Origin of the sequence: Rhizobium sophorae, assembly GCF_013087515.1 — a bacterium.
Lineage (GTDB): Bacteria > Pseudomonadota > Alphaproteobacteria > Rhizobiales > Rhizobiaceae > Rhizobium > Rhizobium sophorae.
Map to the genome: position 1 here is coordinate 112198 of NZ_JABFCN010000016.1, position 20085 is coordinate 132282.

The 20085-nt window shown below is 61.3% G+C and carries 21 protein-coding genes; 3 read left to right on the forward strand and 18 right to left on the reverse strand.

Features of this window, described 5'->3' with window-relative positions; genetic code table 11:
- Nucleotides 1-10: 10 nt before the first annotated feature.
- The 8 genes from rarD to cysS form a co-directional block, all read right to left on the reverse strand.
- Nucleotides 11-922 (reverse strand): EamA family transporter RarD, encoded by a 912-nt coding sequence (rarD, locus tag G9X64_RS10015; RefSeq protein ID WP_168309778.1) that lies wholly within the window; start codon nucleotides 920-922, stop codon nucleotides 11-13.
- Between the two features lie 208 nt (nucleotides 923-1130).
- Nucleotides 1131-2753: a citramalate synthase gene (gene cimA, locus G9X64_RS10020; RefSeq protein ID WP_171376508.1), complete on the reverse strand. Its 1623-nt coding sequence runs from the start codon at nucleotides 2751-2753 to the stop codon at nucleotides 1131-1133.
- Between the two features lie 41 nt (nucleotides 2754-2794).
- Nucleotides 2795-3757 (reverse strand): prolyl aminopeptidase, encoded by a 963-nt coding sequence (gene pip / locus G9X64_RS10025; RefSeq protein WP_168309780.1) that lies wholly within the window; start codon nucleotides 3755-3757, stop codon nucleotides 2795-2797.
- Nucleotides 3754-4230: a GFA family protein gene (locus tag G9X64_RS10030; RefSeq protein ID WP_168309781.1), complete on the reverse strand. Its 477-nt coding sequence runs from the start codon at nucleotides 4228-4230 to the stop codon at nucleotides 3754-3756. Before G9X64_RS10030 ends, pip begins: the two co-directional genes overlap by 4 nt.
- Nucleotides 4227-4715, reverse strand: coding sequence for a GFA family protein (locus tag G9X64_RS10035; RefSeq protein ID WP_168309782.1), 489 nt, complete (start codon nucleotides 4713-4715; stop codon nucleotides 4227-4229). Before G9X64_RS10035 ends, G9X64_RS10030 begins: the two co-directional genes overlap by 4 nt.
- Nucleotides 4712-5191, reverse strand: coding sequence for a GFA family protein (locus tag G9X64_RS10040; protein WP_168309783.1), 480 nt, complete (start codon nucleotides 5189-5191; stop codon nucleotides 4712-4714). The genes G9X64_RS10035 and G9X64_RS10040 overlap by 4 nt, the downstream gene beginning before the upstream one ends.
- Nucleotides 5188-5556, reverse strand: a complete 369-nt coding sequence (locus G9X64_RS10045; RefSeq protein WP_168309784.1) for an endonuclease domain-containing protein — start codon at nucleotides 5554-5556, stop codon at nucleotides 5188-5190. Before G9X64_RS10045 ends, G9X64_RS10040 begins: the two co-directional genes overlap by 4 nt.
- 241 nt (nucleotides 5557-5797) lie before the next feature.
- On the reverse strand, nucleotides 5798-7189 hold the full coding sequence (gene cysS / locus G9X64_RS10050; RefSeq protein ID WP_168309785.1) for a cysteine--tRNA ligase: 1392 nt from the start codon (nucleotides 7187-7189) through the stop codon (nucleotides 5798-5800).
- A gap of 308 nt (nucleotides 7190-7497) precedes the next feature.
- On the opposite strand from cysS, the gene G9X64_RS10055 reads away from it, so the two are divergent.
- The gene (locus tag G9X64_RS10055) at nucleotides 7498-8076 is read left to right on the forward strand and encodes a hypothetical protein (RefSeq protein WP_168309786.1); all 579 of its coding nucleotides are present in this window, start codon (nucleotides 7498-7500) and stop codon (nucleotides 8074-8076) included.
- Nucleotides 8077-8210: 134 nt separating this feature from the next.
- Complete coding sequence (locus G9X64_RS10060) at nucleotides 8211-8960, forward strand: glycoside hydrolase family 25 protein (RefSeq protein WP_168309787.1); 750 nt, start codon at nucleotides 8211-8213, stop codon at nucleotides 8958-8960.
- A 27-nt stretch (nucleotides 8961-8987) separates the two neighbouring features.
- Here G9X64_RS10060 and G9X64_RS10065 read toward each other — a convergent pair whose 3' ends face one another.
- The 4 genes from G9X64_RS10065 to radA all read right to left on the reverse strand — a co-directional run bounded on the left by G9X64_RS10065 (nucleotide 8988) and on the right by radA (nucleotide 13563).
- On the reverse strand, nucleotides 8988-9728 hold the full coding sequence (locus tag G9X64_RS10065) for an SDR family NAD(P)-dependent oxidoreductase (RefSeq protein WP_017993518.1): 741 nt from the start codon (nucleotides 9726-9728) through the stop codon (nucleotides 8988-8990).
- A gap of 78 nt (nucleotides 9729-9806) precedes the next feature.
- A complete protein-coding gene (purF, locus tag G9X64_RS10070; protein ID WP_003547013.1) occupies nucleotides 9807-11297 on the reverse strand; it encodes an amidophosphoribosyltransferase in 1491 nt (496 codons plus the stop codon).
- 148 nt (nucleotides 11298-11445) lie between these two features.
- Nucleotides 11446-12072, reverse strand: a complete 627-nt coding sequence (locus tag G9X64_RS10075; RefSeq protein WP_003547015.1) for a CvpA family protein — start codon at nucleotides 12070-12072, stop codon at nucleotides 11446-11448.
- Between the two features lie 90 nt (nucleotides 12073-12162).
- Nucleotides 12163-13563 carry a DNA repair protein RadA gene (gene radA, locus G9X64_RS10080; protein ID WP_168309788.1) on the reverse strand — a complete coding sequence of 467 codons (1401 nt, stop codon included), beginning with the start codon at nucleotides 13561-13563 and terminating at the stop codon, nucleotides 12163-12165.
- 163 nt (nucleotides 13564-13726) lie between these two features.
- Between radA and G9X64_RS10085 the strand changes: the two genes are divergently transcribed.
- Nucleotides 13727-14362 (forward strand): LysE family translocator, encoded by a 636-nt coding sequence (locus tag G9X64_RS10085; RefSeq protein ID WP_168309789.1) that lies wholly within the window; start codon nucleotides 13727-13729, stop codon nucleotides 14360-14362.
- 12 nt (nucleotides 14363-14374) lie between these two features.
- On the opposite strand, the gene alr is transcribed toward G9X64_RS10085, so the two are convergent.
- The 6 genes from alr to rpsF form a co-directional block, all read right to left on the reverse strand.
- Complete coding sequence (alr, locus tag G9X64_RS10090; RefSeq protein ID WP_171376509.1) at nucleotides 14375-15544, reverse strand: alanine racemase; 1170 nt, start codon at nucleotides 15542-15544, stop codon at nucleotides 14375-14377.
- Nucleotides 15545-15633: 89 nt separating this feature from the next.
- Nucleotides 15634-17130 (reverse strand): replicative DNA helicase, encoded by a 1497-nt coding sequence (locus G9X64_RS10095; RefSeq protein ID WP_026188341.1) that lies wholly within the window; start codon nucleotides 17128-17130, stop codon nucleotides 15634-15636.
- Between the two features lie 375 nt (nucleotides 17131-17505).
- Nucleotides 17506-18084, reverse strand: coding sequence for a 50S ribosomal protein L9 (rplI, locus tag G9X64_RS10100; RefSeq protein WP_168309791.1), 579 nt, complete (start codon nucleotides 18082-18084; stop codon nucleotides 17506-17508).
- Nucleotides 18085-18106: 22 nt separating this feature from the next.
- Nucleotides 18107-19093 carry a DUF2232 domain-containing protein gene (locus tag G9X64_RS10105; protein WP_168309792.1) on the reverse strand — a complete coding sequence of 329 codons (987 nt, stop codon included), beginning with the start codon at nucleotides 19091-19093 and terminating at the stop codon, nucleotides 18107-18109.
- A gap of 159 nt (nucleotides 19094-19252) precedes the next feature.
- The gene (rpsR, locus tag G9X64_RS10110; protein WP_168309793.1) at nucleotides 19253-19501 is read right to left on the reverse strand and encodes a 30S ribosomal protein S18; all 249 of its coding nucleotides are present in this window, start codon (nucleotides 19499-19501) and stop codon (nucleotides 19253-19255) included.
- Nucleotides 19502-19515: 14 nt separating this feature from the next.
- Nucleotides 19516-19983 (reverse strand): 30S ribosomal protein S6, encoded by a 468-nt coding sequence (rpsF, locus tag G9X64_RS10115; protein WP_003547040.1) that lies wholly within the window; start codon nucleotides 19981-19983, stop codon nucleotides 19516-19518.
- Nucleotides 19984-20085 lie beyond the last annotated feature (102 nt).

The window sequence follows — 20085 nt, forward strand, 5'->3', positions numbered from 1 at the left end:
GCTCGCGGCTTCAGCGCGCTCGGCTTCCCTTCAGCATCGACCAGCTATAGAGGAACAGCCCCGCCCAGATCAGCGGGAAGGCGATCATGCGCGCCGTGCCGAATGGCTCGCGGAAGACAAAGACCGCGATCAGGAAGATCATCGTCGGCGCGATATACTGCATGATGCCGATCGTCGAGAGCTTCAGGAGCTTGGCGCCGTTCGCATAGATCATCAGCGGCACGGCGGTGATCACGCCGCAGCCGAGCAGCAGGGTCGTATCTGCAAGACCGGTGCGATAGAGGTGGCCCTGGCCGCCGAATTCGAGATAGAGGATGTAGAGGAGGGCCGGCCCGCTGAGGATCAGCACTTCCAGGAAGAAGCCCTGATTCGGCCCGAGCGGCAGCGTTTTGCGCAACAGGGCGTAGAAACCCCAGCTAACCGCCAGCGTCAGCGCCACCCACGGGATGCCGCCGCTGTCCAGTGCGAGAATGGCGACGGCAAGCGCCGCAAGCACGATAGCGGCGATCTGCAGCGGCTGCAGCTTTTCCTTGAGGAACACTGCGCCGAGGAAGATGCTGAACAGCGGATTGATGAAATAACCGAGTGCTGCATCGAGCGAATGGCCGGCGCCGATCGCCCAGACATAGGTGCCCCAGTTGACGGTGATCAGCGACGCCGTCAGCGCCGCCATCCCCAGCATGCGTGGCGAGCCGAGTGCTGCGCGGATGTCCTGCGTGCGCCCGAGCACGATCAGCACGATGCCCGCCAGCGGCAGCGACCAGACGATGCGATGAGCGATCACCTCGGCCGGCGAGATATGCGCCACCGCCTTCATGTAGATCGGCAGGAAGCCCCAGAGCAGGTAGGCCGTCAGCGCGAAGGCAAAACCGCGCGGACTGTCTTCGTTCTTGGCCAACGGAACGGATGCATCGGTCGACATCGGTGTTTCCATCTTTGTTCTTCTTCTGATCCGGCCTAGCTTAAGCGCCGTGAATAGGCCAATTCATTTCGTTGAATGAAGGGTGAGAGGATTTGAAACGGGAGACGACGCAATGATCCCGCACTCTGCGATAGAAGGCGGAGTCCGAGGAAGCGAATGGTATTCCGGCGAGGGGCTGGGACCCCGTCGCCGAGCCGGCGGAATAGGTTTATTCCGCCGCGATCTTGCCCGCCAGCTGCCGGTTCTTCATCAGCTTGTAGATGACCGAATCCATGAGCGCCTGGAACGAAGCGTCGATGATGTTCTCCGAAACGCCGACGGTCCACCAGCGTACACCGTCACTGTCGGTGGATTCGATCAGCACGCGGGTGATCGCCTCCGTGCCGCCATTGAGGATACGCACCTTGAAGTCGGCGAGCACCAGATCGTCGATCTCGTGCTGGTACTTGCCGAAATCCTTGCGCAGCGCGAGGTCGAGTGCGTTGACGGGGCCTTCGGCATCGGCAACCGACATCAGCGTCTGACCGTCGATGGTGATCTTGACCACCGCCTCTGAGACGATCTTCACACGGCCGAGACTGTCGAAGCGGCGTTCGATCATCACGCGGAAGCCTTCGATGGTAAAGAATTCCGGGATCGTGCCGAGCGTTCGGCGCGCCAGCAACTCGAAGCTCGCATCCGCGCCCTCATAGGCATAGCCGATGGATTCACGTTCCTTGACGATCGAGATCAGCAGGTCGAGCTTCGGGTCGTCCTTGGCGACCGCGATGCCGCGCCGCTTCAGCGCATTGATGAAGTTAGCCTTGCCGCCCTGGTCCGACACCATGACCTTGCGGAAATTACCGACGGTCTCCGGCGGCACGTGTTCATAGGTCCGCGGATCCTTGAGCAAGGCTGATGCATGGATGCCGGCCTTGGTGGCGAAGGCGGAGGCGCCGACATAGGGCATCTGGTGGTCGGGCGAGCGATTGAGGAGTTCGTCGAAGGCATGCGAGAGCCGGGTGAGGTTGAGCAGCCGCTCTTCGTCGATCGCCGTTTCGAAACGTGTGTTGTAGGCGCTTTTCAGCGCCAGTGTCGGGATCAGCGTCACCAGATTGGCATTGCCGCAGCGCTCGCCGATACCGTTGAGCGTGCCCTGGATCTGCCTGACGCCGGCTTCGACGGCGGCAAGCGAATTGGCGACCGCCTGGCCGGTGTCGTTATGCGCATGGATGCCAAGACAGTGGCCGGGAACGCCTGAGTCGATCACTGCCTCGACGATCGCCCGCACCTCCGGCGCCTGCGTGCCGCCATTGGTGTCGCAGAGCACGACCCAGCGCGCGCCGCTCTCATAGGCCGTCTTGGCGCAGGCGAGCGCATAGGCCGGATTGGCCTTGAAGCCGTCGAAGAAATGCTCGCAATCGACGATCGCCTCCTTGCCCGCGCCAACCGCCGCCTTGACGCTTTCGGCGATGCATTCGAGGTTTTCCTCGTTGGTGCAGCCGAGCGCCACCGCGACATGATAATCCCAGCTCTTGGCGACGAAACAGATGGCGTCGGATTTTGCCTGCAGCAGCCCGGCAATGCCGGGATCGTTGGAGACCGAAACGCCCGCCCGCTTCGTCATGCCGAAGGCGACGAAGCGGGCCTGGCTGGTGCGCTTCTCGTTGAAGAAGGCGGTGTCCGTCGGATTGGCGCCGGGATATCCGCCCTCGACATAATCGAGGCCGAACTCGTCCAGCATGGCGGCGATCGCAATCTTGTCCTCGACGGAAAAATCGATGCCGGGCGTCTGCTGCCCGTCCCGGAGCGTCGTGTCGAAGAGATAGATTTTTTCCTTGGTCACCACCATGCCTCCCAGGCATTAACTGCTTTTATGCGGGGCTTACCCCCTCAGTCTTGCTTCCCGGCAAACTTATCCGTGGCCCGGATCAACTGATCGAGAATCCCCGGCTCCGAATAGGCATGGCCCGCCCCCTCGATCAGGTGGAACTCTGCCTTCGGCCAGGCCTTGTGCAGCAGCCAGGCATATTTGGCCGGGCAAGGCATATCGTAGCGTCCATGCACGATGACACCGGGAATGTCCTTGAGCCTGCCGGCATCGCGGATCAACTGTCCCTCGTCCATCCAGCCGGCATGGACGAAGAAGTGGTTTTCGATGCGCGCAAATGCATAGGCGAATTCCGGCTCCTCGAACTTGCCGCTCGTCGAAGGTTCCGGCAGCAGCGTAATCGTTTCGCCTTCCCAGATGCTCCAGGCCTGTGCGGCCGCGAGGCGCACGATCTTGTCCTCATGCGTCAGGCGACGATGATAGGCATGCATCATCTCATGCCGCTCTTCCGCCGGAATGGGAGCGATGAACCGCTCCCACTTGTCAGGGAACATTTCCGAGACGCCGAATTGGTAGTACCAGTCGAGCTCCGCCTTGGTCAGCGTATAGATGCCGCGCAGGATGAGCTCGGAGACGTGCTCCGGATGTGTCTCGGCATAGGCGAGCGCCAGCGTCGAGCCCCAGGAACCACCGAACACCTGCCAGCTGTCGACGCCGGCCATCTCGCGCAGCCGCTCGATATCGGCGACGAGGTGCCAGGTCGTGTTGGCATGGAGTTCCGCATGCGGCGTCGACCTGCCGCAACCGCGCTGGTCGAACAGCATGACGTCGTAGAGAGCAGGGTCGAAGAGCCGGCGATGGGCGGGCGAGATGCCGCCGCCCGGACCGCCATGCAGGAAGACGGCGGGCTTGGCGCCGGGCATGCCCGAGCGCTCCCAATAGATCACATGGCCGTCGCCGACATCGAGATGGCCGGAGGCATAGGGCTCGATTTCGGGATAGAGCGTGCGTAGTATCTCGGTCATATCTTCACGCCTTTTGCGGGCCACACTTCGGTGTCGTGGTCGGGATGCTGGAAGGAGATGATCGCTTCCTGCCGTGCGTAGAAATCCTGATCCTTCAGTGCCGGCGCCTTGAAGATTTCCTCGACCCAGGGGAGGCGAGCCTCGTAATTGACCTGGATCTGCGGTGCGAGGTCGCTGCGATCGTCGAAGGTGCCGATCGCAAGCTCCAGCCCGCCCGGATGACGATAGGTCATCGGCGTGCCGCAATTGCTGCAGAAGCCGCGCTCGATATTGACCGAGGATTGGAAGTAGCTCGGCTCGCCGCGCGTCCATTCCATGCCTTCCTCAGGCGCGGTGACGAGCGCGGAGAAGAAGCCGCCGAACTGCTTCTGGCACATGCGGCAATGGCAGATCGAGGGGCGCCCCAACTTGCCTGAGATGCGGAAGCGCACGGCGCCGCACTGGCATCCGCCTGTCTTGATCGTGTCAGTCATGAGGTCTCTCCGAGGGGCCAGCTTTTCGTGTCGTGGTCGGGGTGCTGATGGTTGCTTGCCGCGATCGCGGTCTCGCGGTCGGGCGTTTCAGGCTCTGGTTCCAGCGGCAGGCCGTCCAGCGCATGAAACCAGGACATCTTACGGCCGGTGTTTGATTGCATCACCGGCTTGACCGCATCGGGATCGTCCAACGAGCCGAGTGTGAGGTTGATGAAGTCTTCGCCCGGAATGTCGTAGAATAGCGGCGTGCCGCAATCGCCGCAGAAACCGCGTCGCACCAGATCCGAGGATTGGAACCATTTCGGCGCGCCGCGCGTCAGGGTAAAATCGCTGCGCCTCACGCCGGCAAGCGGCATGAAATAATTGCCCGCCGCCTTCTGGCACATGCGGCAATGGCAAAGATGGGGATAGCTGAGTTCGCCTTTGGCGCGGTAACGCACTGCCCCGCACTGGCACCCGCCGCTTCTGTCCGCTTCCGCCGTCATCCGAGCTCCTTGGGTGGCCATGCCTGCGTCTCATGATCGGGATGCTGGTAGGAAACGAGTTCGTGCAGGAAAGAGCCCGCCGTCAGATCCGCCTCGGTTCTTTCTCCAGGCAGTTCGTGCAGATGATCGACGAATCCGATCTTGCCTTCCACACCCCATTGAATGGTCGGCGGAAACGCCGAAGGATCGTCGAATGCGCCCGCGGCAATCGCCATTCCATCCGGTGCCTCATAGGTCAGCGGCGTGCCGCAATCGCCGCAGAAGCCGCGCTCGACGAAATTGGAAGAGCGGAATTTCTTGCGCTGGCCCCGTGTCCATTCGAATTCCATCCCGCGCACGGAAACCAGCGGCGCATAGTAGGCGCCGAACGCCTTCTGGCACATGCGGCAATGACAGATCGACGAATCCGATGGCGTCCCTCGCGCTCGGAACCGGATCGCCCCGCATTGGCAGCCGCCGGTGTAAGTCTTTGTCATGGCAGGTCCTTTCCGATCGTTCGGATGATATGGCTGCACACGTTGTCAATATCGCGAAGGATGTCCTCGTTCCAGAAGCGCAGGATAGTCCAGCCGTCTACCTGGAGACGTCGACTCCTGATGTCGTCATAGGAGACGTTCGCACCAAGCGCGTGCTGCGAACCGTCTATTTCGACAACAAGGCGATGGGCGGGGCAAACGAAATCGACGATGTAACCGGCGATAGGCATCTGTCGGCGGAAGCCGAGACCCATCAAACGATGAGCACGAAGCTCGTTCCAGAGTTTCAGTTCGGCATCGGTCATGGTTTTGCGCATGCGCCGGGCGTTTGCCCGCCGTAGCGGCGGAACTGGTGCGTGCGACATGTCCTGCCTTCCGCTCTGAAACGTTGGGGCTACACCCCCCTCTGCGCTGCCGGGCATCTCCCCCACAAGGGGGGAGATCGGCAAGACGCGGCGGCCTCGCCAAATCTTGATCGTGTGCCAAGCGGCTTCGGCCACTTGTGATCTTTGATCCGGGCGAGCGGGCGCTCCCAGCCAATCTCCCCCCTTGTGGGGGAGATGCCCGGCAGGGCAGAGGGGGGTATGTCTCGCCGCCGAACCCATCCTACCGCTTGACCTCCCACGTCGTCACGCGCTCGCCGGTCACCGCATCCTTGCCGTCCTTCAACTGGATACCCTTCGCCGTCAGCTCGTCGCGGATTTTGTCGGCCTCAGTGAAGTTCTTCGCCTTCAGCATTTCGAGACGCATCGCGACCAGCGCATCGATTGCCGATGCGACGGCCTCGTCGATCTCCATCTTTTTCGGCAGCAGGCCCAGAAGGTCGGCCGTTGCGGCAAAGACGGCACGGACTGTGGGATCCGCATGGGCAGCCTGCGCCAGCGCATGCAGCGCCTGCACCGCAGCGACCGTGTTGAGATCATCAGCCAGCGCGTTCAGCACGGTTTCGTCGGGCGTCGCGTCGCCAGCCTCGGCCGCCGGCCACTTGGCAAGCAGCCGCTCCGCCTCTTCGAGACGCTTGATCGAGAAGTCGATCGGCTCGCGGTAGTGCGTCATCAGCATGGCAAGACGCAGCACTTCGCCCGGCCACATGCGGCCGCCGAAGACTTCGGTGTGCAGAAGGTCGTAGATGGTGACGAAATTGCCCTCGGATTTCGACATCTTGCGGCCTTCGACCTGCAGGAAGCCGTTATGCATCCAGACATTTGCCATCACCTCGGTCCCGTGAGCGCAACGCGACTGGGCGATCTCGTTTTCATGATGCGGAAAGATCAGGTCCAGCCCACCGCCATGAATGTCGAAGACATCGCCGAGATAGCGCTTGCTCATCGCCGAGCATTCGATGTGCCAGCCGGGCCGGCCGCGGCCCCAGGGGCTCTCCCAGCCGGGCTCGTTATGGCTCGACAGCTTCCAGAGCACGAAATCACCCGGGTTCTTCTTGTGCGCGTCGACAGCGATGCGGGCGCCGGCTTGCTGCTCGTCGAGCGGGCGCTTCGAAAGCTGACCGTAATCCGCCATGGATTTGGTGTCGAACAGCACTTCGCCTGATGCGACATAGGCATGGCCGTTGCCGATCAGCTTTTCGATGATTTCGGTCATCTCTTCAATATTGTCGGTGGCGCGCGGCTCGAAGCTCGGCTCCAGGCAGCCTAGTTCGGCGACATCGGCGTGAAACTGCGTCTCGGTCTTTTCGGTGACCGCGCGGATCGCATCGTTCAGCGGCAGGCCCGGATGATCTCTCAGCGCCCGCGCATTGATCTTGTCGTCGACGTCGGTGATGTTGCGGGCATAGGTGACGTGATCTGCGCCATAGATATGGCGCAGCAGCCGGAACAGCACGTCGAAGACGATGGCTGGCCGGGCATTGCCGATATGAGCGAAGTCATAGACGGTCGGGCCGCAGACATACATGCGGACATTGTCGGGATCGATCGGCGAAAAGACCGATTTTTCCCGTGTCAGCGTGTTGTACAGCTTCAGTTCCGGCGTCGCGTCCATTTCACTCTCCCAAATGCACGATCAGAAAAATATCGCGACCGGCGGACCGGGGCGTTTCGCATCTTGACTATTTGGGAGACGAAAACGGCCGGGCCAGCGCTCGCGCTAGCGAATAATCTTCCGGCAGATAATGCAGATAACCGTTTTCATGGCGAAGGTTATGGCTTGCGCCGGAAAAAAGGTCAAGGGTCTGCTGTTTGTTCTGGCGGCAGTCGGACACCTAACAACTTCCGGAGGAATGAGGTGATGTCTGTTCGTTTCAGGAAATTTCGAATACGAAGCGAAGCTATCATCTAGGAGGGCGGAGAATGTTGGGTCTATTTGGAAAATCCAAAAAGAAGACGATTGTTGTCGTCACACTGAATGCTCGCCTTCAACCCATGGATAGGGCGCCGCTGGAGGATGCTCTGGACGCCTATATGGAGCAACGCGGGCATGGCATGAGGGTGGTTGGGGGTGGAACGCTGCAGCAACCGAGCGGCGAGATCAAAGAATGCGACATCGAAATGGAAGTCGACAATCCCACAGATGCACGATTGACCCTGCTCATCAACGTCTTGGAATCCATGCTTGCGCCAATCGGATCGACTCTGCACATCCCAGGTCAGCAGGGGATCGATTTCGGGCGCCAGCATGGTCTGGCGATCTATGTCAACGGAACCGATTTACCGGCCTCGGTCTACGAAACTTGCGATATCAATCACGTGGTGGATGAATTCGGACGGCTTCTTGAAGACGTTGGTTTGGTCGCAAGTAATTGGCAAGGTCCACAGGACACGGCGCTTTACATATATGGCGATGATTTCGAAACGATGGTATCGCGCCTGAAACCATTCCTCGACAGCTACCCGTTGCTCGAACGGTGCCGGATGGAAAGAATCGCGTAAAAGCCCATGCCGCTCGAACTGGGCATAGCCCTGGTTCACGCTCCGAGCGGTGCGCACGCTGGAGCTCGTCCGCCATTTTCACGGCGCAAATCGCGAATAGCCAATTGGCAGACTGCTGAAAATAGGGGGAATGAGTGAGAAGCTTAGTCTGGGGAACGATCGGAGCGACTGCAGTTCTGGCGGTCGCATTCGCTGCATATTTCGCATACGATTTCGGGATGCTTCGCTTCAACAATCCCTCTCTAAGCAACTATCCGATCCAAGGCATCGATGTCAGCCATCACCAGGGCGATATCGATTGGAAGGTTGTTGCCGCGCAGCCGAATGTCCGTTTCGCCTTCATGAAGGCGACCGAAGGCGGAGACCATCGGGATTCCAAGTTCGCAGACAACTGGCAGCGCGCCGGAGATGCGGGAATGGTCCGGGGCGCTTATCACTTCTTCACCTTCTGCCGTCCGGGTAAGGATCAGGCGCAGAATGTCCTGGCGACCGTGCCGAAGGAGCAGGGAACTCTGCCGATCGCCGTCGACCTGGAGTTTGTCGGCAATTGCAGCAAAGTCCCGACGCTCGAGGAAATGGTTGCCGAGGTGAACGCCTTCTTCACCGAGCTGAAGGGCACTTTTCCGGAAAAGCCTATTTTCTACGTCACGAAGGAGTTCTTTGATCAATATATGAAAGGCAATGAATCACGCTTCCCCGACCACTATCTGTGGCTGCGCAGCGTGTTCAGAGAGCCGAGGCAGGAAGAGTGCAGTCGTTGGTCGATCTGGCAATTTGCCGATAACGGCGCCTTGGACGGCATCCAGGGACCGGTTGACCTCAATGCACTATGCCCGTCGGAAACGGCCCTGGCGCATCTGTTCCCCGCCGTTGCAGCGAATTGAAACGTCCGGCCTATCTGAAACGCCGGCCTATTCGGGCAGCCGGTAATCGACGAGCTTGTTCTCCCGGACGATGAACAGCTTGCCCGTCTCCGTCACACCAGGCCCGAGCAACGGCAGGATCGCCTTTGCGACCTCGGACGGGTGCGGCAGTGACTGTGGATCTTCGCCCGGCACCGCCTGTGCCCGCATCGCCGTGCGTGTCGCCCCCGGATCGACGCTGGTGACCCGCAGCGGGGTGCTTTGACTTTCGCCGGCCCATGTGCGTGCCAGCGCTTCGACCGCGGCCTTGGAAGCGGAATAGGCGCCCCAGAAGGGGCGGCACTTGTGAGCGGCACCCGAAGACAGGATCACCGCACGGCCGGCATCGGAGCGGGCAAGCAGCGGGTCGACCGAGCGGATCAGCCGCCATGTCGCGGTGACGTTGATGGTCATCACCTTCTCGAACACCTTCGCTTCGATATGACCGATCGGCGAAATGACGCCGAGCACGCCGGCATTGGCGACGAGGATGTCGAGCTTGCCCCAGCGCTCGAAGATTGAGCCGCCGAGCGCATCGATCGCATTCATGTCGGCAAGGTCGAAGGGCACGAGCGTCGCCGTGCCGCCGACAGCCTTGATCGCATCGTCCAGGTCCTCAAGCCCGCCGACCGTGCGTGCGCAGGCAATCACATGGGCGCCGGCTTTGGCAAGTTCCAGCGCCGTGAAATAGCCGATACCGCGCGACGCACCGGTGACGAGTGCGATCTTGCCCTCAAGATTGATATTCATAATGTTGTGTTCCCTCACGAAGGGAGAGGGGTGCGATGCACCCCTCGGAATGGACAATGGAAAAACCGGCGCGCCGTGTCAGCCGTTGCTGGCAAGCATGGAAATCTTGTTGCCCATGGACTCGCCGTTCTTGTCGAGCAGGCGGGTCGGATAGTCGCCGGTGAAATAATGGTCGGTGAACTGCGGCCGGACCGGATTGCGATCCTCACCGCCAACGGCGCGATAGAGGCCGTCGATCGACAGGAAGGCGAGCGAATCCGCACCGATATATTTGGCCATGGCTTCGACATCGGCATATTGGTTTGCCAGCAGCTTGTCTGCGTCAGGCGTGTCGATGCCGTAAAAATCCGGGAAGAAGATCATCGGGCTTGCGACGCGGACATGGACTTCGCGCGCCCCGGCTTCACGGATCATCTGGACGATCTTGAGAGACGTTGTGCCACGCACGATGGAATCATCGACCAGCACCACGCGCTTGCCTTCGATCATTGCCCGGTTGGCGGAATGCTTCAGCTTCACACCGAAGGCGCGAATCTGCTGCGTCGGCTCGATGAAGGTGCGCCCGACATAATGGTTACGAATGATGCCGTATTCGAAGGGGATGCCACTCTGCTGCGCATAGCCGAGCGCCGCAGGTGTGCCGCCATCCGGCACCGGCACGATCACGTCGGCATCGACGGGCGATTCCTTGGCGAGGTTCATGCCCATGCTCTTGCGCGTCGTATAGACGTTGCGGCCGCCGACGACCGAGTCCGGGCGGGCGAAATAGACATATTCGAACAGGCAGAGGCGCTCGGGCTGCGGCTTGCTGGGCTTGCGCGCATCGATGCTGATCGAACCGTCAGGCTGGATTTCGCAGATGACGACTTCGCCGTTCTCGACGTCGCGGATGAACTTGGCACCGATAATGTCGAGCGCACAGGTCTCCGAGCAGAAGATCGGCTTGCCGTCGAGCTCGCCCATCACCAACGGGCGGATGCCGGTCGGGTCGCGCGCGGCAATCAACTTGGTGCGCGTCATGGCGAGCATTGAATAGCCGCCTTCCATCTGTCGAATGGCATCGATGAAGCGGTCGGACGTGGAAGCGTGGCGGGAACGGGCGATGAGGTGGAGGACGACTTCGGTATCGGAGGTCGACTGACAGATGGCGCCGGTCGCGATGATCTGGCGGCGCAGCGTCAGGCCGTTGGTGAAATTGCCGTTATGGGCAATGGCGATGCCGCCTTCTTCCAGTTCGGCAAAGAGCGGCTGCACGTTGCGCATGGCCACTTCGCCGGTTGTCGAGTAGCGGGTATGACCGATCGTAATGCTGCCGGGCAGGCGGGCCAGCGTCATCGGATTGGTATAGTGGTCTCCGACAAGGCCCATGTGGCGCTCCTGATAGAAGCGCTTGCCGTCGAAGGAGACGATGCCGGCCGCTTCCTGTCCACGGTGCTGCAGAGCATGCAGGCCAAGAGCCGTGAGCGCGGCGGCATCGGGATGTCCCAGAATTCCGAAAACCCCGCATTCTTCATGCAGCGTATCTCCGTCGAGCGGATCGTCGGTCGGGAAGGAATGGGACTGGTTCATTTCTGCGGGCCTCTGCTCTCACAAGAATGGATCGGCATTTCCAGAAATAGCTGAGCCCGGCGGAGCTGGAATGCCCGGCCGGACCCTCATTTCACGTCCCGCTCAAATGGCGATTGCCGGATGGCGGGTCAAGCTCTTGAACACTGTGTCAATTCGCCGGCTGCTGTGCGCCGTCTGCAGGCGCGGTCGGTGCGTCTTCCGCCGGAGCCTGGTCGCCCGTCGGCGGAGTGGTACCTTCGGCGCCCTGTGCCGGCGGCTGCAGCTTATCACGGATGCTTTCCGGTATCATCTGGGCAAATTGCTCTGGCAGAACCGATTTCAGCTTCACGACCATCGAATCCAGGAAAGGTTTCGACTTTGCTTCGTTGACCCAGGCCGGACGGTGGTCGACATCGACGAGCCAGTTCCAGAAGGCGACTGCGACGACCAGGAGCAGCACGCCGCGCGCTGCCCCGAACAGGAAGCCGAGCGTGCGGTCGAGCGCGCCGACACGGCTGTCGATGATGAAATCCGCGATCTTCATCGTGATGAAGGAAATGACGATGAGCGCGATCAGGAAGACGACCGCTGCCGAACCGACGATCGCGATACGGTCGTCATCGGTATATTTCTTCGCATAGGGCAGCAGGTACGGATAGAGATAATAGGCAGCGGCTGCCGAACCGCCCCAGCTCGCGATCGAAAGAATCTCGCGTGAAAAGCCGCGGACCATCGCCAGCACGGCGGAGAAGAGCACGACGCCGATGACAATACCGTCGAAAATCGTAATGGGCATGTAAATTCAACTCCAGGACTGCCGCTTGGCGGCCGTGTCGTGCCTTATCGTGTGCCTCCTATATCATCACCATTCCCGGCAATGAAAGGATCAAACCTCGTCTTCCACACGCAGCGCTCCCTTCGACCCGGCGATGCGCGCGACCAGATCCGGCAGGCTTGCGACTTCGCTCCAGCGCCCACCGGAGCCCTTCGGCAATTCGGCGGAGGCGGACGGAAGCAGCGCTGCGGAAAAACCCAGCTTCTCGGCTTCCTTGAGGCGCTGGGCGGTGTGCGCAACCGGTCGGATGGCGCCCGACAGGCTGACTTCGCCGAAATAGACGCAATCGGCAGGAAGGGCAATACCGGCAAGCGAGGAAACGAGCGCCGAGGCGACGGCAAGATCAGCCGCTGGCTCGGAGATGCGGTAACCGCCGGCGACGTTGAGATAGACGTCGTGCTGGCCGAGCCGGACGCCGCAATGGGCTTCCAGCACCGCCAGGATCATAGAGAGCCGTGCTGAATCCCAGCCGACCACGGCGCGCCGCGGCGTGCCGAGCGAGGTTGGGGCCACCAGCGCCTGCACCTCGACGAGAATGGGGCGGGTACCCTCCATCCCCGCAAAGACAGCAGCACCCGGCGATTTTTCGTTGCGCTCACCAAGGAACAGCTCGGAAGGATTGGCGACTTCGCGCAAGCCCCTGTCGGACATTTCGAAGACGCCGATCTCGTCGGTCGGGCCGAAGCGGTTCTTGACTGTGCGCAGGATGCGGTAGTGATGGCCGCGGTCGCCTTCGAAATAGAGCACGGCATCGACCATGTGCTCGACGACGCGCGGCCCGGCAATCTGTCCGTCCTTGGTCACGTGGCCGACGAGCACCATGGCGGCCCCCGTCTGCTTGGCGAAACGGATCATTGCCTGCACCCCGGTGCGCACCTGCGTCACCGTCCCCGGCGCGGATTCGGCAAGTTCGCTCCACAGCGTCTGGATGGAATCGATAATGACGAGGTCTGGCCGCTTGCCCTCGGCGAGCGTCGCAAGAATATCTTCGACATTGGTTTCGGCAGCCAGCATCACGTCGGTATCGGCCGCCGCAAGGCGTTGCGCCCGCAGCCGGACCTGCGCCACGGCTTCTTCGCCGGAGACGTAGATGATCTTGTGGCCGCGCCGCGCAAGGGCGGCTGCTGCCTGCATCAGCAGCGTCGATTTGCCGATGCCGGGATCGCCGCCGATCAGCACCGCCGAACCGCGTACGAAACCGCCGCCGAGCGCTCGGTCGAGCTCCGAAATTGCGGTATGGATGCGCGGCGCCTCCTCGATCTCGCCGGAGAGTGCCGTCAGCGCCACCGGTCGGCCCTTCTTCGGCGTCTTACCGGGACCGGAGCCGATCCCGCCCATCGGATCTTCCTCGACGATGGTGTTCCACTCGCCGCAGTTCTCGCATTTGCCGGCCCAGCGGTTATGAACCGTGCCGCAACTCTGGCAGATGAATTGTGTCCTGGCCTTCGCCATCAATTACTCTTTCAGTCGGGGTTCCCGAGTGAAGCGACGCGCCGCTTCACCGAATCATTGTCGTGCTTGAGATAATGGCTATCGCGACGGATCAAAACTAATGATTTCCCCATCAGCGCACCCGTGCCTATCCTTGGCCGCTGCTTATCCGGAACGGTGGAAGATGTTCGATTATTCATTTGCGCACTGGCTTGCATTTCTGTCGGCGGCGGTTCTGCTCAATCTCTCGCCCGGCCCCGACATCGCCTTCATCCTCGGCCACACGATGAGAAGCGGAAAACGCGCCGGTTTTTCCGCGCTGTTCGGCGTCTGGTCCGGCGCCTGCCTGCATGTGCTGATGGCCGCACTCGGTCTCTCCGCCATACTTGCCGCTTCCGCCGTCGCCTTCTCCACCGTCAAATGGATTGGTGCCGCCTACCTCGTCTGGCTCGGCATTCAGGCTTTGCGCTCCGGTGGCGGCGATGGCCTGATAAGGGCTGCCGGTGAAAGTTTGCCGGTTGCAAGAATCTACCGGCAGGGAATTCTGGTGTCGCTGCTCAATCCGAAAGTGGCGATATTCTTCCTGGCCTTCCTGCCGCAATTCGTCGTCGAAGGGGCAGGGCCGGCATGGGCGCAGCTCATGCTGCATGGCGGGCTTATCATCGTCGTCGCCGCCTTCATCGAACCGCCGCTCGTCCTTCTCGGCGGGCGCCTTGCGGATGCGATCCGGCATAATCAAAAAGTCGGACTCTGGCTCGATCGCGGCCTCGGTGCGCTTTTCGTGGCGCTCGGTGTGCGTCTCGCCCTCAGCAGCCGCTGAATAGGAAGGCGGCTATTCCTCGGCCAGGTAGCGCCGCTCGTGGCGCAGCCCCATGCTGGTGAGAATCTCGTATCCGATCGTGCCGGATGCCCGCGCCACATCATCCACCGGCAGGTTCTTTCCGAACAGCTCGACATAATCCCCGGCGCGCACAGCATTGTCAGGCAGGTCGGTGATATCGAAGATGGTCAGGTCCATGGTGATCCGGCCGGCAACTGGAACCGTGCGTCCAGCGATGAAGCCTTGCCCGCCTTGCGGCACCACCTGGCGCAGCGGCACGCCGCCGCTCGACTGGCTGCGCATGTAGCCGTCGGCATAACCGGCAGAGGCGATCGCCAGCCGGCTTTCACGGCGAAGCTGCAGCGCTCGCCCATAGCTGACAGTCTCGCCGGCTTCGACGCTGCGCACCTGGATGATACGCGCTTCCGCCGTCGCTACCGGCCGCATCTGGTTCGCCATGCCGCAGACCGCTTCGCCGCCATAGAGCGCGATGCCGGGGCGGGTCAGGTCGAAGTGATAATCCTCGCCGAGAAAGATGCCGGCTGAGGCGGCAAGGCTTGAATCGATGCCTTCATAAGCGGCGCTAACCCTGTGGAATGATTCGAGCTGCTGCCGATTCATCGCATGGGTGGGATCGTCGGCGCAGGCGAGGTGGCTCATGACAAGCACGGGCGCGAAGCTCGCCGGCCGCGAGACGTCGTCGGCGAGCGCGATCGCATCGTCGATATGCAGTCCGAGCCGATTGAAGCCGGTATCGACATGCAGCGCGCAGGGGTAGTCGCCGTAGTCGGCAAGCACCGCCATCCAGAAGGCGAGCTGTTCGTCGGAGGAAATCACCGGCACCAGATCATTGTCGAAGAAGCGCCGCTCGGTGCCCGGCCAGATGCCGGAAAGCACGAAGATGCGCGCCTCGGGTGCATAGAGGCGAAGCGTTACGCCCTCGTCGACGGTCGCGACGAAGAAGTCGCGTGCGCCTGCCATATAGAGCGCTTCGCCGGCATCCTCGATGCCCATGCCATAGGCATCCGCCTTGACGACCGCAGAAGTGCGCGCCGCACCGGAGCGGCGCGCCATGTCGCGCCAGTTCTCGGTCAGGGCGGTCAGGTCGACAGTCAGCCGCAGGCCTGCCGAGGCAAAATTGTCATCTTTGGGGGCGTCGAAAAATTCGCTCATGATCCGCATCGAAAAGAGGCCGGAGAAGGATTCTCCGGCCAGTTTAAAGGTCAACTATGTCAAGGGAAAGCCCGGCGCTGCACGCAGCATCCGCGCGATCAGTGCTCTTCATATTGGGTGAAGGAGGGATCGGCGAGATCGGCAAAGCGCGTGAATTCCGACTGGAAGGCGAGCTTCACCGTGCCCGTCGGCCCGTGGCGCTGCTTGGCGATGATGACGTCGGCCGTGCCCTTCACCTTGTCGAACAGCGCTTCCCATTCCGGATATTTGGGATCGTGGATGTCGCGCGGCTCCGAATTCTTGACGTAATATTCCTCGCGGAATACGAAGAGCACGACGTCGGCGTCCTGCTCGATCGAGCCGGATTCGCGAAGGTCGGACAGCTGCGGCCGCTTGTCGTCGCGGCTTTCGACCTGACGCGAAAGCTGCGACAGCGCGATGATCGGAACGTTGAGCTCCTTGCCGAGCGCCTTCAGGCCGGTGGTGATCTGGGTGATTTCCTGCACGCGGTTGTCGCTGGATTTGCCCGAGCCGGTCATCAGCTGAATGTAGTCGACCACAAGCACGTCGAGGCCGCGCTGGCGCTTCAGACGGCGCGCGCGGGCCGAAAGCTGGGCAATCGAGATACCACCGGTCTGGTCGATATAAAGCGGCACCTTCTGCATCATCATCGAGCAGGCAACGAGCTTTTCGAAATCGGCATCGTTGATGTCACCGCGGCGGATCTTCGAGGAGGAGACTTCGGTCTGCTCGGAGATGATACGGGTGGCGAGCTGTTCCGACGACATTTCGAGCGAATAGAAGCCGACGACGCCGCCGTTCTTCGCCTTCATGCTGCCGTCCGACTGGACTTCGCCTTCGTAGGCGGCGGCGATATTGTAGGCGATGTTGGTGGCAAGCGAGGTTTTGCCCATGCCGGGGCGTCCGGCAAGCACGATCAAGTCCGACCGCTGCAGGCCGCCCATCTTGGAATCGAGCGAATGGATGCCGGTGGAAATGCCGGAAAGCCCGCCGTCGCGCTCCTTGGCGACGGCCGCCATGTCGATCGCCAATGCAACCGCATCGTTGAAGGCTTGGAAGCCGCCGTCGTAGCGGCCGTTTTCCGCCAGTTCGAAGAGGCGGCGTTCGGTATCCTCGATCTGCGACTGCGGCGGCATGTCGAGCGGCGCGTCATAGGCGATGTTGACGACGTCCTCGCCGATGGTGATCAGCGCCCGGCGCAGCGCCAGGTCGTAGATCGCCCGGCCGTAATCCTCGGCATTGATGACGGTGACGGCATTGCTGACCAGGCTCGCCAGATATTGCGAAACCGTCATGTCGCCGACCTTCTCGTCGGCCTTCAGGAAGGTCTTGATCGTCACCGGATTGGCGATCTTGCCCATGCGGATGATATCGCCGGCAACCTCGAAGATCTTTCGATGCAGCGGCTCATAAAGATGGATCGGCTTCAGGAAGTCCGACACCCGGTAATAGGCGTCGTTGTTCATCAGGATCGCACCCAGAAGCGCCTGCTCGGCTTCGATATTGTTGGGTGCTTCGCGATAATGCTGCTCCGACGGGGCAACAGCTGTAATCTTTCGAGCGGCGTCGTTCATCATCATCCGTTCTGTCTTTTTCCAGCTCCGGATTTGCAATTCCGGACGCGAAAATCAAGAGGCTACGAAAGGAGCGGGAGCTCGCTTCGCCTAAATCCTGAACGCTGTGCACGTTGTTCGACTTCTCCACAGTCTTGGGCGACACAAAGGAGAAATACTGGCAGTGTCACCCGCACGACACGGTATGGCGCCGACTCAGCCCATCCGTTTCGGAGAATGTTATTTTAGCGCGATGCGATAACACACGCAGCAAAAACATCCGGAAGATCCCCTTAAAAAAAGTGAACCGATCAGCGGCTCATATCGAAGGAGTGGAAACGAAAAAGCCCGGCGCGGTGGCCGGGCTTTCCCTCAAGCGGATCGCTCCGACGAGAATTATGCTTCGTCTTCGTCGACGCCGTCGGCTTCCGGATCGAAGAAGTCTTCCGGACGCAACGCGTCTTCGTCGACGCCGTAGATCGCGTCGACCGAGGTGAGTTCTTCGCCCTTAGACTGGCGCTCTGCCTCTTCGGCCGAACGGGCAACGTTCAGCTCGACGTGGATTTCGACTTCGGCATGCAGCTGCAGCTCGACCTTGTGCAGGCCGATCGACTTGATCGGCGTGTTGAGGTGAACCTGGTTGCGGCCGATGTTGAAGCCTTCGGCGCCGAGAATCTCGACGACGTCACGGGCAGCAACCGAACCATAGAGCTGGCCGGTTTCGCCGGCGGAGCGCACGACGATGAAGGACTTGCCGTCGAGAACGTCGGCGACCTTCTGGGCTTCCGACTTGCGCTCGAGGTTGCGGGCTTCGAGCGTCGCGCGCTCGGCTTCGAAGCGGGTCTTGTTGGCGGCGTTGGCGCGCAGCGCCTTGCCGAGCGGCAGCAGGTAGTTGCGGGCAAAGCCGTCGCGAACCTTTACGGTTTCGCCCATCTGGCCGAGCTTGGAGATGCGTTCGAGAAGGATGACTTCCATTTTCTTCTTCCTTTCTTGTGTCTCAGATTTTCGTATCGGATTGTTTGGGGGCATCAGCATCTTTCGTCGGGGTCAGTGCGATCGCCTTGCGCGTATCGCTGAGACCGAGGACGAGGATGAGGAGAGCTGGCAGCAGCATGAGCATCGAGGCCAGATAGCAAAGGATGAGGGCTGGTATGCGCCAGTCCTTGCCGCGCGTGCGGAAATGCAGCGAGGCGAAACCGGAAAGCATGAAACCGGCACCGAAGGCGCCGATCACGGTCGCGCCGACCAGCGCCGGAACGCCGCCGAAAAAGCAGGCGGCAAGTCCGGCCAGGAAGATGAAGATCGAGTTGCGGTTCATGCGCAGCGACGAGGGAATATCTTCGCGCGGACGAAGGCCGCGGCCGGAGGCTGAAACGATGCGCACGGCAAAATAATAGGCGGCAAACAGCATGCTGACCCACATGCCGCCCTGCAAAGCCGGCAGCATCAGCAGGATCAGCGACTTGGTCTGCGCGGTCGCTGCCGGATCGGGCATGAATTCCGGCTGCTGCTGCTTGAGCGAGGTGATCAGCAGATCGACGATCGGATCGGTGATCTCAGGCCCGTAGCCGATGATCACACCGATGACGATGACGGCGAGCGTCACCAGACCGCAGAGATGCAGCAGGATATCGGAGAGCGGGTACCAGGCAAGCAGATGGTCGGGTCCGCCGAGTTCGGCGGCCGGACGCGCCAGATTGGCGAGATGGCTGAGCCAACCGGCCGGCAGCAGCGTCACCATCGTCATGATCAGCGCGAAGGAAGGCGAGATCAAGATCGCGCCGAGTGCTGCGGCGCTGACGACGGCCGAGACCGCGGCGGTATTGCCCCAGCCGAGCCCGACGATCAGGATCGGCAGAGCCGAGGCCGTGTAGAGAAGCGCGCTGAAAAACGACGGCTGCATGCTCGCGCCCAGCACCAGCAGGGCGGCGGTCAATCCGGCGAGTGCGCCGATCAGCAGCGTTTTAATGTTCGGTCGTTTCAAGGTCGCTGTCCTGCTTCATCAAGCAGTTAGAGGATGTTGCTGAATCGAATTCAGAAACGTCTCAACATGGGTTTTAAGAGTTCCGATCCGCGCCCATCGCGGAAGGGAGAAGGGAAGGCACGAGTGCCTTCCCTCAAGGGTGAGTGCGTCGGCCGATGATCAGGCGACGACGTAGGGCAGCAGGCCGAGGAAACGGGCGCGCTTGATCGCCTGGGCGAGTTCGCGCTGCTTCTTCTGGGAAACGGCCGTGATGCGGGACGGAACGATCTTGCCGCGCTCGGAAATGTAGCGCTGCAGCAGGCGTACGTCCTTGTAGTCGATCCGCGGCGCGTTGGCGCCGGAGAACGGGCAGGTCTTGCGGCGGCGATGGAACGGGCGGCGGACCTGAGCGGAGGAAGTTTCAGACATATCTCAGATCTCCCTTATACACGGTCTTCGCGCGGACGGCGCGGACGGTCGTCGCGGTCGCCGAAGCCACCTTCACGCGGCGGACGCGGGCCGCGGTCACGATCGCCGAAGCCGCCTTCACGCGGGCCACGGCCGCCTTCGCGCGGACGGTCGTCACGGTCGCGCTTCTGCATCATGGCAGACGGACCTTCTTCATGCTTCTCGACGGCAATGGTCATGTAGCGAAGAACGTCTTCGCTGATGCGCATCTGACGTTCCATTTCCTGGACGGCAGCAGCCGGTGCATCGATGTCCATCAGGGCGTAGTGCGCCTTGCGGTTCTTCTTGATGCGGTAGGTGAGGGACTTGAGGCCCCAGTTCTCGATACGCCCGACCTTACCGCCATTCGCTTCGATCACACCCTTGTACTGTTCTACGAGGGCATCGACCTGCTGAGCGGAAATATCCTGCCGGGCAAGGAATACATGTTCATAAAGAGCCATGACAGCTTTGCCTTTCTTGCGTTTGGTTCAACCCGATATTCGGCGGCTAAGCCTCAACGACTGCTCCTGATTGGGCGGGCCCAGGCAAGAAAGCGTTTCCGA